17 protein-coding genes are annotated in these 16,527 nt (G+C 35.7%); 14 read left to right on the top strand and 3 right to left on the bottom strand.

What is annotated here, in order from left to right; all coding sequences use genetic code 11:
• Positions 1-45 precede the first annotated feature (45 nt).
• A complete protein-coding gene (locus D1867_RS07925) occupies positions 46-990 on the top strand; it encodes a zinc ribbon domain-containing protein (RefSeq protein ID WP_155863619.1) in 945 nt (314 codons plus the stop codon).
• On the opposite strand, the gene D1867_RS07920 is transcribed toward D1867_RS07925, so the two are convergent.
• Positions 982-1,572: a DedA family protein gene (locus tag D1867_RS07920; RefSeq protein ID WP_155863617.1), complete on the bottom strand. Its 591-nt coding sequence runs from the start codon at positions 1,570-1,572 to the stop codon at positions 982-984. The two genes, D1867_RS07925 and D1867_RS07920, sit on opposite strands and share 9 nt — an antisense overlap.
• Before the next feature lie 447 nt (positions 1,573-2,019).
• Between D1867_RS07920 and D1867_RS07915 the strand changes: the two genes are divergently transcribed.
• Genes D1867_RS07915 through D1867_RS07905 form a run of 3 tightly spaced genes read left to right on the top strand, consistent with a single transcriptional unit; the run spans position 2,020 to position 5,997 of the window.
• Positions 2,020-3,420 carry an ABC transporter substrate-binding protein gene (locus D1867_RS07915; RefSeq protein ID WP_155863616.1) on the top strand — a complete coding sequence of 467 codons (1,401 nt, stop codon included), beginning with the start codon at positions 2,020-2,022 and terminating at the stop codon, positions 3,418-3,420.
• Between the two features lie 4 nt (positions 3,421-3,424).
• Positions 3,425-4,354 carry an ABC transporter ATP-binding protein gene (locus D1867_RS07910; RefSeq protein WP_155863614.1) on the top strand — a complete coding sequence of 310 codons (930 nt, stop codon included), beginning with the start codon at positions 3,425-3,427 and terminating at the stop codon, positions 4,352-4,354.
• Positions 4,351-5,997 carry an ABC transporter permease gene (locus D1867_RS07905; RefSeq protein WP_155863611.1) on the top strand — a complete coding sequence of 549 codons (1,647 nt, stop codon included), beginning with the start codon at positions 4,351-4,353 and terminating at the stop codon, positions 5,995-5,997. The genes D1867_RS07910 and D1867_RS07905 overlap by 4 nt, the downstream gene beginning before the upstream one ends.
• Here the strand turns inward: D1867_RS07905 and D1867_RS12180 are convergent.
• Positions 5,983-6,162 (bottom strand): hypothetical protein, encoded by a 180-nt coding sequence (locus D1867_RS12180; protein ID WP_162309140.1) that lies wholly within the window; start codon positions 6,160-6,162, stop codon positions 5,983-5,985. The genes D1867_RS07905 and D1867_RS12180 overlap by 15 nt on opposite strands.
• A 217-nt stretch (positions 6,163-6,379) precedes the next feature.
• Here D1867_RS12180 and D1867_RS12175 point away from each other — a divergent pair, with 217 nt between their 5' ends.
• The 5 genes from D1867_RS12175 to D1867_RS07880 all read left to right on the top strand — a co-directional run bounded on the left by D1867_RS12175 (position 6,380) and on the right by D1867_RS07880 (position 10,382).
• Positions 6,380-6,601, top strand: a complete 222-nt coding sequence (locus D1867_RS12175) for a hypothetical protein (protein WP_162309139.1) — start codon at positions 6,380-6,382, stop codon at positions 6,599-6,601.
• Positions 6,602-6,796: 195 nt separating this feature from the next.
• The gene (gene panB / locus D1867_RS07895) at positions 6,797-7,591 is read left to right on the top strand and encodes a 3-methyl-2-oxobutanoate hydroxymethyltransferase (RefSeq protein ID WP_155863606.1); all 795 of its coding nucleotides are present in this window, start codon (positions 6,797-6,799) and stop codon (positions 7,589-7,591) included.
• Between the two features lie 468 nt (positions 7,592-8,059).
• Positions 8,060-8,251, top strand: coding sequence for a PaREP1 family protein (locus tag D1867_RS12455; protein ID WP_240872200.1), 192 nt, complete (start codon positions 8,060-8,062; stop codon positions 8,249-8,251).
• A gap of 449 nt (positions 8,252-8,700) precedes the next feature.
• Positions 8,701-9,063 (top strand): HEPN domain-containing protein, encoded by a 363-nt coding sequence (locus tag D1867_RS07885; protein WP_155863604.1) that lies wholly within the window; start codon positions 8,701-8,703, stop codon positions 9,061-9,063.
• 185 nt (positions 9,064-9,248) lie between these two features.
• Positions 9,249-10,382: an MFS transporter gene (locus D1867_RS07880; RefSeq protein ID WP_155863602.1), complete on the top strand. Its 1,134-nt coding sequence runs from the start codon at positions 9,249-9,251 to the stop codon at positions 10,380-10,382.
• A gap of 14 nt (positions 10,383-10,396) precedes the next feature.
• Here D1867_RS07880 and D1867_RS07875 read toward each other — a convergent pair whose 3' ends face one another.
• The gene (locus tag D1867_RS07875) at positions 10,397-10,774 is read right to left on the bottom strand and encodes a hypothetical protein (protein WP_155863601.1); all 378 of its coding nucleotides are present in this window, start codon (positions 10,772-10,774) and stop codon (positions 10,397-10,399) included.
• A gap of 392 nt (positions 10,775-11,166) precedes the next feature.
• Here D1867_RS07875 and D1867_RS07870 point away from each other — a divergent pair, with 392 nt between their 5' ends.
• Genes D1867_RS07870 through D1867_RS07850 form a run of 5 tightly spaced genes read left to right on the top strand, consistent with a single transcriptional unit; the run spans position 11,167 to position 16,501 of the window.
• A complete protein-coding gene (locus D1867_RS07870; RefSeq protein WP_155863599.1) occupies positions 11,167-11,604 on the top strand; it encodes a hypothetical protein in 438 nt (145 codons plus the stop codon).
• Between the two features lie 50 nt (positions 11,605-11,654).
• Positions 11,655-12,374, top strand: a complete 720-nt coding sequence (locus D1867_RS07865; RefSeq protein WP_155863597.1) for a hypothetical protein — start codon at positions 11,655-11,657, stop codon at positions 12,372-12,374.
• Between the two features lie 38 nt (positions 12,375-12,412).
• On the top strand, positions 12,413-13,399 hold the full coding sequence (locus D1867_RS07860) for a hypothetical protein (RefSeq protein ID WP_155863595.1): 987 nt from the start codon (positions 12,413-12,415) through the stop codon (positions 13,397-13,399).
• A gap of 31 nt (positions 13,400-13,430) precedes the next feature.
• Positions 13,431-15,119, top strand: a complete 1,689-nt coding sequence (locus D1867_RS07855) for a hypothetical protein (protein ID WP_155863593.1) — start codon at positions 13,431-13,433, stop codon at positions 15,117-15,119.
• 53 nt (positions 15,120-15,172) lie between these two features.
• Positions 15,173-16,501: an MFS transporter gene (locus tag D1867_RS07850; RefSeq protein WP_338078002.1), complete on the top strand. Its 1,329-nt coding sequence runs from the start codon at positions 15,173-15,175 to the stop codon at positions 16,499-16,501.
• Positions 16,502-16,527: the final 26 nt, after the last annotated feature.

The following is a 16,527-nucleotide window of genomic DNA, read 5'->3' as shown; positions in this document are numbered from 1 at the left end:
TTTATCTCAACTATTTTTAAATACTAGTGCAAGAAAGAATAGCATATGAGTTATCCTTACGGAAATCCATACTATCCTCAAGGAGGGTATCCTCCTCAAGGTTATCCGCAAGGAAATCCATACTATCAACAAAATTTCAATTCTTTCATTATGTGTGCCCAGCCTATAGGCTTAGGAGGAAAACAAATGATGATACCAATAAATCATCCGATAGATTTACAATATGTAGCACAACAAGCAGTAATGTACTTAATGGGCCAGGGATTTCAAGCTTATCCGATGGTCGGACAAAACATGGCAGTAATACAAGCACAACATACGAGCTTGCTGGGAGATTTAACTGCAGGTAATAAGGCTTATACTATAAGAATATGTCAAGGTCAAGGTTTCGTAATGGTAGAGACAGGGATAACTAACCTAATGCAAGATTTATTAACAGTAGCAGCTACTGCAGGCGGAACTTACTTGTTAGGAGATGATGTACTTCATAGTAAGCTGGTAGAACTATTAGGAGGGGGAGCATCTGCTCTCGATTTATATCACTTATACCAAGACTATGCTAATGAAGAACAATTAATGAATACTATAATGATGTTAATATCTACCGCACCTCCACCCCCTGCAGTAGGTCAGCCTGGCTATCCACAGCCTTACGGTCAGCCACAAGGCTATCCGCAACAATATACTCCCCAACAGTATGGTCAGCAGTATTATCCTCCTCAGCAAGCAGTTCCTCAGAACGCTGTGCAACCTACTACTCAGCAGAACAGTGTACAGCCCACTCCTCAGCGTGCGGTTCAACAGTCAACAAAAATAGTCAAATGCTGGAAGTGCGGGGAAGAAATTCCTGAAGGTTCAAAATTCTGTCCGTTCTGTGGTGCTCCGCAGACTCCTCTAAAATGTCCTAAATGCGGTACAATAAATTCTCCTGGTGCTAAATTCTGTTCTAACTGCGGTGCTCCTTTACAAGTTGAAAAACAATCATCTTAAGTTTCTTCTCCTTTTTATAAGTATAGTTATTATATATGTGAATATTACTAGGATTATTATGCCTGCAATTATATAACCTAGTTTTTCTATCTGATTAATAATTGTTTCCCATTGTGTAGCAAATTCATATCCAATGAGTGCTAAAGCTGTATTCCATATTATATGTCCAGAAAAAGTTGCTAAGATGAATTTCGCCATTTTCATTCTTGCTAGACCTGCAGGGAAGGAAATTAACGCTCTAAATAAAGGAATAAATCTAAAGCCAAATACTGCAAAAATTCCATATTTATCGAACCATGTGCTAAGCATGTTAAGTTTGTTATCGTCTATTCCAAAGATTTTCCCATATTTAGATAAGAATGGAATTCCAAGCTTCTCTGCAATAAAATAATCAATTAAAGAACCTATTAAACTGCCTATTGTACCAGAAATTATTCCAATCTCGATATTTATATATCCTTTAAAAGAATAATAACCTACTAGAGGCATAATAATCTCGCTTGGAATAGGTAAACTCATTCCTTCTAATACCATTAATATAAAAATTACGATGTAACTTAGTTGTGAGGTAAATTCGTACATTAAGGATTGTTAATTATGCGTGCTTTAAAATTTTTCAGAGGTATCAAGTCTAATGAAGTTTACAGAAAGAGGTTGGGGGAGGAAAGGGAATGGATAGCCCAAGACGTTAATGGTGCTCCTCCCCTACTCGAGGGAGGGATAACCAGCATGAAAGTCCCTCAAATGGTTCTCTGCGCTCGAATCTATGAGCCCCTTTGGAGGGAACCCTTCCAGGAGGAAGTCAGCTAAAAGGAGTCATAGATAAAAGTGAGATACATTATTAAAAGATCAAAATGTCGTTTTAAACAGTTAAATGAACCAATTTCCTTTTATAGATTTATGATTTTAAAATCCCTTTATACGCTATTATGAACTCAATCTACTATTTTCTCATTATAATATTTTAATCTTTTCGTTCTTAAAGAAAAGACAATAATAATTTTTAATAAGATTCTCTAATCCTTTCAAATGAAAGGTGTTTCAAAATCAATAATAGCTCTAATCATAGTTGTAATAGTTATAATAGCAGCAGCAGGAGTTTATTACGTCATATCACATAAGTCAACTACAAGCATATCTACAACTTCTTCAGTAACCTTGACCGTAGTTACATTTTCTGGAGAATCTGCTAAATTTATCCAATGTGCAGGTAATTTGTTCTCAGAAGAACACCCTGGAGTTACAGTAAAGGTAATTTGTTATCCGTTTAGTGAATATATTAATCAAGAAAAAACTGCCTTATTGGCTCATTCTACAGAGTATGATATAATAGGCTTCACTTCAACTTCTGCACAGGAAGTAGCTCCTTACTTAATTTGCCTTAATGAATCAATGTTCAACATGAGCGACATAATAATGCCGCAAGAAGATTTTGGTGGTATAATATATAATTCAACAACAGGAAAAACTGAAATGATAGGCATTGCTTATGAAACTGCAGTTTATTTAACTGCATATAAGGAATGCATCTTCTGCAATGCTACTTTAGCTGAAGAATTTTATAATGAATATCATATGAACTTTAGTCCAACTACTTGGGAGAATTGGACTATAGTACTTGACGTGGACTATTTCTTAACATCTCACGGAATAACAAAATACGGCTTCCTAATTGACGATCACGTTAGTCATGGAATAATTGACGCTTATCCTGCAGTTTTCGGATGGTATTATGAAAGATGCCCTCAGTTGACGCAAGGAAAGATCGGTGGAATTCCAGGGTATAATATAATGTTTGAGAGTTACATCTTACCAGGTTACTCGTATCCATTGCCTTCATTTAATTCAACGGCAGGAATAGAAGCTTTGGAGACATATTACGATCTAGTATCTTATGAGCCTTCTCCATCTTTAATACAAATATGTTACGGTGACTTTGCACAATTCTATCCAGATGCTGCGGGAGCTTTCATATTTACTTCACAACTGACTTGCTTAAACACTACTGAAAGAGAACACACATATCTAGCACCATTACCAGGAGATTACGCTGAGACTGGAACTGACTTCTTAGGAGTTAGCAAATATTCTCTACATAAACAATTAGCCGAAGAATTCCTCGCTTTCCTAGTTTCTCCGCAAGTTCAAAAATTGGCATTCTTAAAGTTTGGCAAATTCCCAATATCTAAGGAGGCATTCCAAGACTTGATGGGCAACACTTCCTTACCATCATATGAAAGAGAATGGTTAACTCAAGTGTATAGAGCTGCAGAAGAGGCATGGGCAAATCCACCAAACATACCTCCAACATATACTTGTTTGATTCCATACTTTAATTGTGAAGTGCACTGCTACCTAATTGGAAAGATCTCAGCACAAGAAGCGTTAAATATTGCGGCTCAAGATTGGATTAAAGCAGTAAGCGGGTAAAGTCATGAGCGTGGAACTTAAGGATGTAAGCAAGAAGTTCGGAAAGCTCTACGCATTAAGTAAAATTAGCCTAAAGGTTGAAAAGGGAGAGTTTTTTGTAATTTTAGGTCCTTCTGGCTCAGGAAAGACCACGCTTTTAAGGTCTATTGCAGGTTTAGAGAAAATAGATGAAGGAAAAATTCTCATTGACGGGAGAGACGTAACTTCTTTGCCTCCCGGTAAGAGAGAAATATCGATGGTTTTTCAAAATTTTGCTCTCTATCCTAACAAAACTGTCTACGAAAATTTATCAATGCCAATAGAGAATTTAAAGAAAGATGAGAGAGAAAAGATAATAGAAGAAGTTTCAAAGAGGTTAGGCATTTCCCAATTGCTAGATAGGTATCCTTCACAATTATCTGGGGGACAACAACAAAGAGTGGGTTTAGCTAGGGCACTTGTTAAGAGGTCAAAAGTATTCTTAATGGACGAACCTTTATCAAATTTAGATGCTCCACAGAGGATTTCCGCCAGAAAATTGATCAAGGAAATTCAGTTGGAAAATTCAATAACAACGCTTTACGTAACTCACGACCAAACTGAGGCAATGGCTTTAGCTGATAGAATAGCAATAATAGATCAAGGTAAGATCATACAAGTTGGGTCTCCTGAGGAAATTTACGAAAATCCCGTAAACGAATTTGTTGCCTCATTCTTTGGAAATCCTCCAATGAGTATTATACATGACGGAAAAGGAAAATTGGGAATAAGGGCTGAAGACGTAAAAATTGGGGAAGGAAATTATAAGGGTATAGTTAAGGACATTGAATTTTGGGGAGATAGATATTTAATTTATATTTCCTTTAATAATGAAGAAATAAAGGCTTTCTCTAGTAAAAGATTGAAAATTGGTGAAGAAATAAATTTTGATTTCAAATATAAGGTGATACCTTGAAGTACTCTATTCCTTATTTAGGTTATATATTAGGATTTGGAATAATTCCCTTTGCGTTAACTTTCGCATTGGTAGGGCTAAACTTTAAGACTGCTTTTCAAGGCATAAATTTAGTTCCTCTCAATGTAATAGTGTATAATACATTCTTTTTCTCCTTCTTTACTGCATTATTCTCATCTATTATAGGCACATTCCTGGCTGTGGGAATAGATATAATAAGTAAAGGAAAAAGGGCGTTGAGCTTACTTATAATGTTACCTTACACGATTCCTTTCACTTCCTCAGCCCTAATATGGACTATAAGCTTATACGGAGGTTACGGATGGTTTACCTACTTTCTTGGTTTAAAATTTGACCCTCTTTACATGAAATGCACCGCATTATATGCAGTAACGTTAGTAAGTATATGGTCTTCAATTCCAATGCCTTTTCTGATAATGCTGTCAGCCCTTAGGTCTATTCCTTCTTATGTTAAGGAAGCCGCTGAAATAGATAACCTAAGCTTATCGGAATACTACTTTAGAGTAGCTTTACCTATGGTAGGAAAGGCATTCTGGTTATCTTTCCTTTTAGAATTTATATTAGCTTTAGGTAATTTTGACTTGCCTTACGTATTGACCTCTGGAGGACCAGGGTATGCAACTACTACTTTGCCTTTATTAGTTTACGAGGAAATGTTCTCATATGATAACTTCTCAGGAGGTTCACTTGCGGCAGCAATTTTAAGTATAATTGCAACAATTCCTTCAATAGCCCTTCTCTCCTTATTAAGGAGTAAAAGGACAGGGTGGATTTCGTTAAAGATAAGAATACCGAACAAGGTCTTTAAAGGAATAATCTTTGCCTTTCTTGCTTTAATGTTATTTTTCCTCGATTTTCCAGTTTATTGGATGTTTTTAGTCGCATTTAGAAATTCCTCATTAGATTTCCATTATCCACCAATATTAATTCCAAAATGCTTGACTTCGTCTTACTTCTCTTCCGCCTCAATTCAAGCAGTACCTTATTTAATATCAAGTGCCATAGTTGCAATAACTGCTTCAGTTTTTACAATATTTATAGCTTTACCTTCGGCTTATGAAGTGTCAAAAGGAAAGCTAAAGTTCATTTTACCATTATCGATTTACCTTTATTCTTTACCTTCTACGTCTTTTGTAATACCTCTTTACGATTTCTTTTCCTCAGAAGGGCTTCTAAATACTTGGTGGGCTTTAATACTCTCAACCCCAATATTTACTGCAACCTTTGCAGTATGGCTATTTTTCAACTTCTTCTTAAGTTTTCCGAAGAGTTACGAGGACGCAGCAGAAGTGTTTTCAATAAAGAGAAAGATGACAAGAATAATAATGCCTTTATCAAGGCCTGCCCTCTTCTCCGTATTTCTACTATCTTTCATATTCAATTGGCATCTACTATTTTACCCATTAATATTCACTTCAACGCCCTACAATTATTCATTCCCACCAGAAGGTGCACAAACAATAACAATATTTGCATTATTAGCTATAGGAGATGAAAGTATAAACTGGGGATTATTAGCTTCTTCAGCATTAGTTGCAGCACTACCAGTAATGGTAGTAACACTATTTGCTATAGATAGGATACTAAAAGGTAGTTATTCTGGAGGATTAAAGTTTATATAAAGAAGAGATAATTTGCGCAACTTTTAATGGACATAGATTAGGGTACTCTACAATGTAACAACATGAAGAAGGAGGCGGTGGTGGGTGCGGATTAGCAGGACTAAGAGTAATATTAATTGACCAGAAGAATACGTAGTTTGCTCCACCTTCCTGTATTATAAACATTAGTAAAATACTTGCCCATGCAGTATTAGGATTTCCACAAAAAGTCCAACATACATTAACACAGTAATAATTGCATTTTGTAACGAAATAAAATGGCTTATTTTGCGGCTTAGCTTTACTAACTAGACACGCTTTATAAGTGTTTGCACGTGAAGTAAACGTTAAAGAAATACAACAATAAGAAAGTTTTGGACCATTCTTCGATATATTATATATTATGGGAATTAAAAATACCTTAGACGATTTTGGTAAACATATTGTAGTAACGTTAATTAATTTTTGGGAGTGCGTTGGAGGTGGAGGAGGTGGTGGAGGCGGAGGAGGTGGCGGTGGTGGAGGAGGTGGAGGTGAGTTATATTCGCAAATTTTTATAGAAACGTTATTGCCAGGATTCACAGAAGAGCAAAATTTTGGATTATGTAGAGAATGGTTTGTGTAAACTTTAATTATCTTAATAGTGCAAAATTGACCTCTAGCGTGATAGTAATACAGAACATCGGAGTAAAAGATACTGGACATTAAAAGAAGAATTAGTAATGCTAGTAATGCCGCTCTAGTCTTCATTAAGTTTCCCTTAATATATATTTAAACTCATTCTATAAATTATTTTTACCACCTTAAGGACTTTAGTTTTATGTTAGAGAAAATAACCTTCAAATCCTTCCTGAAAAAGAAGGAAAGAAAAGAAAAAATAACAATGCTCACAGCTTATGATTACCCTACTGCAAAGATAATTTCCCTCACTGAGCTAGATGGCATTTTGGTAGGAGACTCCTTGGCAATGGTAGTCCTTGGGCTGGAAAATACGCTTAAGGTAGGTATGAAAGAAATGTTACATCACTTAGACGCAGTAGTTAGGGCTAAGCCTAGGCAATTAATAGTTGCAGATATGCCTTTCCTATCTTACGAAACTGGGGATGCAGTAAAAAACGCTGGGTTATTTGCAAAGCACGGTGCAGATGCGGTAAAACTTGAAGGTGGGGAAGAGTTTTCAGACGTAGTAAAGAAAATTGTAAGAGCGGGAATTCCAGTCATGGGCCACATAGGATTAACTCCTCAAAGGTTCTTGAGGTTAGGAGGATATAGGACAATAGGAAAGACTGAAAGTGAAGAAGAACAACTTTTAAGAGACGCAAAGGCTCTAGAAGAAGCAGGCGTTTTCTCAATAGTTATAGAGAACGTCTACTCATCAATTGCAAAGAGAATAACAGAGAACTTATCGATACCAACTATATGCATAGGTGCCGGACCTTACTGCGATGGACAAATTTTAGTTATTCACGACTTGTTAGGGTTGTCTGACTTTAAGCCCTACTTTGCTAAGGCTTACGTTGATTTAAGGGAAATAATTAGCAAAGCTATCTCCGAATATGTAAGAGAAGTGAAAGAAGGAAAATTCCCATCGAAAGAGTATTATAAAGAGAAGTGAATTAATGTCTAAGAGCGAATACAGTATGTGAATTGTACAAGTTATTGAAAGTACCACAACTAGGGTTATAAGTTTCCCCCACCTTGGCTCATCGATTCTGGCGGTCCAGAGAAAAATTTGATGGACTTTCGTGCTGGTTGCCCTCCCTAGAGTCGTGGATGAGCGTAATTAACGTCTTGGGCTGTCCATCCCCTATGCATTTTTATTGCACCCTTAAACGATAAGGACACTAAAGAGCTGAGGCAATAAACCCGTGGCGTAACTTCTTAAGGGATCATTAGAGGGAAACTCCACTACCTTCCTAATTGTATCCTCCTTCAACAGAAACTGACTATCCTAGCAGCACTTTAATACTCCCACCTTCGTGAGCAGTTAAATACCTTGATGACTCTCTCCATCACCTCCTCACTTTCTATGTCACACCGTCTCCTCTGCACTAAGTTGAGAGATAATGAGAGAAAGCAACGTATGGAATTATTTATATCTTTAGGAACTAAATTTATGGAAGAACTGCCTAAACCTTGGTTTAATAATGCAAGATTACTAGAGGCAAAATACGAAGCGGAAATCGCAAGGAAGTTTTTAGAGGAAGGACTTTTACGTAACGCTGCAGGAAAAGTTTACAAAACTTGGAAGGCTGCGGCGTTTGCAACTAGATAAACTAGCGCAAAAGTTCAAAGGAAAGTGACAAAAGTTGACTGGATTATCGCAATGATGCCTACTAATAAAAGCTGTAGCGCAAACAATAGGTGGGGATACTAACACTCCTTCACCAATAAAACAGTCCCGATTCTCAAGCAGTATTAAGTCAGTATACTAATGATGAATCTGCCAAAGAAGATATTCTAAAACTGCTAGGCGTAATAGATAATATACTGAGTAAGTAAATTGAATAGAATGTAGCAAATATGATCGTTTGCTTGCTTTTATCCTCAAAAACCTGGTAATCGTCATATTCTGAGAAATGCCATTTCTTAATTTACTATCTAATATAAAAATCTCGAGTTTTCTATGTGCGAATAGGACGTAACAATCCTTGTACTAGAGCTCCAAGTCTTTCTGCACGAGTTTTAATAACGCTTTAAACACTAAAGGAAAATAGGGCGGTAATGGATAAATTCTTAGAGTTCCTAGAGGCCTCAATCGAGGAATTCAATAAGGGCAGATACAGGGTTTCATGCCTCTTATGCCAAGTGTCTGCAGAGCTCCTAATTAGGTCGATTTTTGACGAGCGAGGGCTTAAACAGCCAATAGTACCGTCCCACGATATTAGAACGTTATTAGGGAGGCTTAATGACGAGAACCTTTACGAGTTTATAAAAGAAAATAGGAAAGAACTTGACGTTGTAAGTAATTGTAGAAAGAATTCACAATACGGTGAAGTAAAGAAAGAGGAAGCTGAGGAATGCATAAAAATGGTTAAACTTCTTTTTGAGAAATTAAAAGGTAACGGAGTAATTAATGATGAGTAAGTTATAATAAATTCAGTTGAAAACTTATATTTGTAGAAAATATACTAATTTTTTGTAAGATGGAAAAAATTTAAGAACTGAAGAATTACATTAATCATAACCAGTTTTACACACTACTAAGCTTTAAGTCTCATTTTCATGAAACAAAAGAAAAAGTTTAAATTGTATAAGCAGTATGAACATGCATGCTCACAAAAAAGCAGTTAGCACTAATCTCCGTGGGCACGTCACTATCTTTCTGGGACATATTTAATGTACCTTACATAGAAAACGAGGCATCTTCACAACTAGGTTCTATTAACTCAACTTTAATCCTATCCGCAGAAATGATAGGATACTTTACCGGAGGAGCAATAAACGGGCTAATAGCGTCAAAGTACGGAAGGAAAATAGGAATAATTCTTTCAATGCTACTCATCTTCCTTGGTTCAACTATTGGATTTTTCTCAACGTCTTTCCTTCAGCTAGCTATTGCAGAATTCATCATAGGTTTCGGAATAGAAGGGGAAGTAGCAGTAGTCCCTGCCTACGTCTCTGAAATGTCTTCGGCAAATTTCAGAGGAAGGGCAGTAGGTTTAACTACACTGGGCGGTTTCCTAATGAGCCTTATTGTAGGACCAGTGGCAGTAATTGCTGGGGACAACTGGAGAATACTCTTCTTACCTTCTTTAATGATCTCAGCTTTCGCACTCATTTTTAGGTTAACCTTACCGGAATCAAAAATGTGGGAAGAGAAAAGGAGAGAGAAGATGGTTTGGGATAACACTGTCCTCCTCTTCCTAGCAATATGGTTTACAAGCTATTTTGCAGGGTACTCGCTCTTCAGCACTCCAGTCTTCTCATTACTTTCTAACAAGGGGTTTTCCAACACTTCCCTCTATTTTACTTACATACTTTACGGAGATCCATTAGGAGTAACTTTAGCTTCCATATTAAACGATAAGTTAGAAAGGAAGTTCTCCTCCTCAGCTTCTAACTTATTAAGCGGGATAGCAATAATTTCAATGCCCCTACTTGGAGGAGTTTCACTTTTAATAGCAGGTTTTATAGCAATGTTCTTCCAAGGTTTTAAGTTCCCCACAATGTACGCTTATACTGCTGAAAACCTTGGTACTAAAATAAGAACGCTGGGCTACGGAATAGCAGATGGAATAGGTCACTTAGGGGGAGCAATAGGACCAGTATTGTTTACGTTAACTTATGAATACAACGCAAGTTATTCATTTATGCTGATAGGAATTGTTTCAATGATTTCAGGAGTGATGTTATTGAAAGGCGCAAGAGTAAAAGGAAAGAGCCTTGAAGAAATCAAAGGATAAATGTGTAGAGAATCTCAACAATAATATTTAGCATTAACATAAACTGACTCCCCGTTGCATAAAACCAAGGTAAAGGAATACGCTTCACATTTCAAGGGAGAAAATCCTGAAGGGAGAGTTAAAGCAACGTTATTTAATCCAGGCTTCAAAATAACATTTTCCACTTCGCAGTAACCTTCTACTTGAAGTTTAACTATTTTTATTTGGGAATTAGTTTGAAGAGAAACGCAAAGTTGACCGTCTTTAATTATTCCCGGAGAAGCTTGAGTAACTATTACGCTCTGATTTTGCGCCCCTAACATTGAATAAGCATAAAACACTACAACTAGTGAAGCGAATACAGTTGCAATCAAGATAATAAGCGTTGTAAAAGAACTCCACATCCCTTTCATTAAGGGAAAGATGGTAAATTTTCTATATAAGTCTTTCTCTGACCTCCTCCCCGCTAGCAAGGGCTCCCCGAGATTACACCCCTTTATGGATGTTACTCTGTTATGATCTACGATGAAAGATAGAGGTTTCTTAACTGCGTTAACGATTACTCCTAATGCCTTCTTTAAAAAATAAAGCGTTGAAACATAAAATTGTGTAGTTAAATAGTTTCAGTATAGTCTCTCTGCTATTCAAATAAATTAAAGAATATCACTTCTTTTTTTAATTACTTTGAAATTGTAATATTATCTTCGCTTACTTAGTACTTGCTATAAAATTGGAAATAATCTTCGCTACAGATTTCAAAGGAAAAATTTATATAGAACTTTAAACAAAAGCTTCTTGAAGAAACATGATAGTGCAAAAGACGAAGAAAGGCAAAAAAGGATTGTCGGGTGCAATAACAGCTCTAATATTAGTAATTGCGTCAGTAATAATAGCACTAGTTGTAGTATTCTTCGCATTCGGATACCTAGGAGCATTCTCATCATCTCCAACAGTAACACAAGTAGGAACAGCAAAAATAATAGAATGTACGACGTCTGGGTCTGGGACTACTACGTCTTACAAATTATGTGTAACGTTATCATCTAATACACAAACAAAAATTGTAGCTGTGGAAGTAGGATCACACTCTATTAGTCCTGCTCAATGTACTATTATATATGCAGGAACAAACCTATACCACATTCCCCTTCCTAGTATTACGTATGCCGCCGGGCAAACCTATACTGTTGACCTAGTATTAAGCGGTGGGCAAGTAGTAGTTGTAAGCGCTATAGCATGTTGAGGGTAAAATTCAGGAGCTTAATTGGAATTTAGTAATATGGTGATATAAAAGTGATAAGACTTTTTTATTTTATTTTGATATTTTCTATAACTATAATTTCTCCTTTATTAGTATTTAGTACGTCTCATACTCCAGGTTTATTTAAGGGTTCTTTTTTAGTATATAATGATACTGTATTTACTTATGTTAATGGTAAGATTATTGTCAACAAAATAATACTTATACAGAAAGTAATATGCGTTTTCCCTAATGGTAGTATTCTTTTAAATAATACAATAATAGCGTTTAATGAATCGTCATATTTTTGTCCTTCTATATCAATTCAAAATTACTCTCATCCTAATGGTATGTTTTATATTTGTCCATATTTATTAGGCAAAAATATAAGTTGTAACAACTTAATTTTCAATGGAACTACACCTAGTGGTTTATATATTTATTATCACTGTACACATTTTTTTGGGGCAAAGAATGAGCTGATCCTATATTTTAACTCATCTGGAATAGCTATAAGTGGCGTGGATGTACAATGCAAATGCAGAATTAATGAAAGTGTTGCATACTATAAGCTTTGGAAAACTAATATAATAACTAACGAAAGTTTACCTAGTTTTACAGGTTTTACTAAGGCAAGAGTACTTACTTATAACTTGTCTTGTGACTTAACTCGAGAGTTTCATGATATCTCATTTACAATACTTAGTCTCGGATTATCTGGAATACTTATAATACTAATCTTTAGACCACAAACGAAGTTGAATGATAAATGAAAAGAAAGTATTATAATACTATCTTATTTCCTCTTTTATTGTACACTTTAGAAAAAATTATTGTTTTTATCACATTTTACTTGATTTTCAGAAACCTCTTCATATATGAAATTACGATAAACTGGGACGCCATAGATTACATGTGGATTGCCGCACATGGATATATGGTCAAATTCCTTTATGCATTCTCACCAGTTTTCCCAGCCCTTATTAAAGGGTTAACCTTCTTAACTGGTTCATATTCCCTTTCTAGCTTAATAATTACAAATATTTTTGTAATACTGTCATATAATTACTATGGGTTTAAAGGGTCAATAATCCTATCAACGTTTCCAGTATTTGTAATTTATTCTACTATCCCTTACTCTGACGATATTGCGTTAACTTTCCTCATACTTTCTCTAAATTTAGGTGGATGGCTTTCAGCAATAGCTTTAGGGGGCGCGATAGCTACTTTCTATAATTTGGCTTACACACTTCCTTCATTTATCTTAAAATATAAGAGAAAAATTTGGTATTTCTTGCCTCCACTAGCTGCTGGCGGGGCAATTCTTCTTGCCTTCTGGATCTTTACTGGAAGTCCTTTCACTTTCTTCTCAGTCGAAAGTAAACATTGGAGCGCTTACTTTACTACACCGTGGTGCCAGGCAGAATGGATATTAAATTGTTATTCTTTTTTTATTAATTCCTTCTTTGATCCATATTTTCATTTATCTCCGTTGGTTTACTTGCTGAGGAATTATGTATTTCTAGCCTTCTATATTACGGGAACTATACTCTTTTACAAGAAATCTAAGGACGTGTTTCTAACTCTCTATTCATTAAGTATAATATTACCTCTCTTTTTTATTCACGGCTGGCCTTCAATATCCTTACCTCGTTTATTACTGCCTGCATTTCCTTCCTTGCTTGGATATGTTGAGGTAATATTTAAGAGGAAAGCGTATACTGTCATTTATATAGCTATTTCCTTCTTTCTCACCTTCTTCTTTACTGAATGGCAAGTCTTGGCATTTTTCGCATAATTTTTTATTTGCAAGGCTAATCACAACTTTGATGGATAGGAATAAGGCATTAACGGTGAATTTTTCTCAGTTTTTATTTGCCATTTCTATGTTTCTACTAATAGCCCCAAATTACGACAATTTGATATTCATTACTATGGACGTGTTATTAGTATTTTTCTCAGGTCTCTTATTATTTACTAAATTGAGCATTCACGATAAATACTTCATTGCAATTATTTATGCAGAGATCATTATTGTAGGGATGCTCTATTATTTTACACAAGGAGTTAGTATTTACGTTCTCATTATTTACTTGTTACTAGTAGCATTAGGAATTAAATACAATTTTCTAGCTGAGGCAATGATTGTAAATTTTCTAATCTTGACTTTCTCTACCCTTGTTTTCCCTCCTAATTTTGGAACCGACGGAATGATGCTTAGTTACTATGCTGCTTACCTATTTTTGCACGGAGAAAATCCTTATAACCCTGCACTTACTGCTAACGTTTACACCTTTTTCCATTTGAGCCAATTTATACCAATTTTGGGTACTCCTCTTTCCACCGGAGGAGTAGTCACTAGGTACGATTACCCTGCGTTGCAAATGCTTATACTTATTCCGTCAGTAATCTTTAACATAAACCCCAATTTTATTACCGTGATTTTTTACTTTTTAGTAGTCTTTCTCCTATATGCAAAGTTAAGGAAAGTTGACAAATTCCTATTTTTATCTTTTTTACTCCCCTACTTGTTTAACATTAATTATCGTGACTTCTCTGCAGGGGGAGTTACTACTCTTGATTGGGTTTTCTTTGCTTTACTTTCGCTATTTTCCAAAGATGTGAAAGCTAAAGGTGTATTTTACGGCTTGGCTTTATCGCTGAAGCAAACTCCTTTTGCTCTTCTTCCTTTTTATTTAATTTCAATATACAAAGAAGGGGGAAGGAGTTCTTTGCTGAAGTTTATAACTTACACCGCCATCTCTTTCCTGGCAATTAACGGGTACTTTATTTTCCTTTCTCCGGAATACTATTTTCAAGGAGTTCTTTATCCAATAGTAGCTCCGCTAATAGGTATAAGTATGGGCTTGTCTATGATTGCGATTTCTGGATTCTTTTATATTTACCCTCAATTTTTTACTTTGGCATTAGTAATAGTTACGCTGACTGAGGTTTACTTTTTCTGGAAATATTACGACAATCTCAAGGATTCTTGGGTTTTCTTTCCGTATTTCATCTTCTTCGTTAACTATAGGGCTTTATGGAATTATTTTATGTCTTGGCCTATACTCGGATACGCATTGCCAAATGGGGAAAAAAGTAGTAGAAGTGCAATTAACTTTAAACCTTTAGCCATACCATTACTTTTATTAGTTGGTCTAGGAATTTTCTTCCATTTTGCATATACTCCATACTATACCTCAATTAACGTGAAAGTGCTTCATGTTTGTGAAAAAGATGGAGAAATTTACGGATTTTTGCTCAACGTAAGTTACTATCCCAAATCTCCATCCTTGCCTAACTGTATAAAACCCTATTTTAGGATATTTCCTGACGCTCCATCTATTTCGGCAAATGGTTATATTTTCTTCTCTAATGCAACTGTTTTGAAGAAGTGTTCTTGGGAAATAGTTAAGTTATATTCTCCTTACGAGGGCTATTATGTACCAGCAGTACCTTTAAAGGTGGAGGCGTATTACTGTAATTTAATAGGAATAGCTTCGGTTTATAAAGTATGAAAGCCCCTCATTATTATAAGTAAGTTTATAAGTTACTTTAATGAAATGAACTTGTGGACTTTTCAGAAATTGATTTTTCTAAGTGGACGAAAGCTCACTGGTCTCTGTTCTCGTCATTAGCCGTAGGATTTTTCATGTGGGGAATTATAGCGTCAATTGCCCCACTTTTTTACCCGCAAGTTAATCAAGTTTGGTTTTTGGTAGTTCCAATAATTGCTCAGCTAGTTGGTGACTTAGCAATTTCTCGCCTTTCCGACATAAGGTTGGGAAGAAAAGGAACCTTCTTCCTTACTATGGGGCTTTACGGTACTGGGGCTTTGATTATATTTGGAGTATCCCAGGCTGTAGTCTCTGGAATAATCTCTTCTTCCTCTCCAGTCTTTTTGCCTTTAGTAGTCCTAGGAATAGTCCTTGGTTATCTAGGAATTGAAGGTGAAGTTCCTACTGCTTTGTCTTATGCTGGAGAAACAATGCCCCTCTCCTTGAGGGAGACAATGCTGGTATTTTTACCTAATTTTAATAACATAGGCGCAATGGTTGCTGCAGCAATATCTTACTTAACGTATTATCTTTCTTCGTCCTACCTTTTAGAGCTGAGGACTTTAGGAATTCTCGCAATTGTAATGGTGGGCTTTGCAATAGTAATGAGATATTTAACTCCGGAAAGCGTTAGATGGTTAGTTAAGGCTGGAAAGAAGGAAGAGGCTGAAAAAGAAATAAAATATTTTGTTGCAGAGGTAAAGCATGTAATACCTGGGGGAGTTAATAAGGTTTCTTTAGGTTTTAGATATGCATTTCTTTCTATTATAGGAGTTTCGCAATACTTAACTTATGGTTTAATGGCTTATATTATTGCTGACTATTATTTTCATGGAATTGTTGTAGATGAGATAGTCTTCATTGCAAATTTAGGAGCCTCTATTGCTGGTATAATAGCTTCTTTCCTAGTTAAATACATACCTACAAGGAAATTTGCCGTATTATCCTTTCTAGGAGGTACTTTAACAATGATACCAATATTATTATTAATTAGCGGAGTAGTTCCATTCTCTCTAGGTATGTTTTACGTGATCTTGCTCTTTAATATGGCTTTTAGCGAATTGGGCTGGGCAACTAGGACAGTTCTAGAACCGTTATTAATGCCAATAAAATCTAGAGCTTTTTACATAGGCTTAATTAGAGTAGCCCCTATGCTAGCTTACGCTGGGTCACTTTACTTAACTTCTGGTTTTTCAGCTACTCAATTCGTAATATATAACCTTGGCCTTTGGGCTTTAGGGCTTGGTGGAAGTTTAGCTTGGTATTATAAAGGTTACGACACTAATATGATACCTATAGAAGAGACAGCTGGAGATACTGCCTATATAGAGAGGAAAGAATGATAAATATTTTCCCCTTAAGTTCTCTT

Source organism: Acidianus infernus, from assembly GCF_009729545.1.
GTDB lineage: Archaea > Thermoproteota > Thermoprotei_A > Sulfolobales > Sulfolobaceae > Acidianus > Acidianus infernus.
This window is presented reverse-complemented; position numbering and strand designations above follow the sequence as displayed.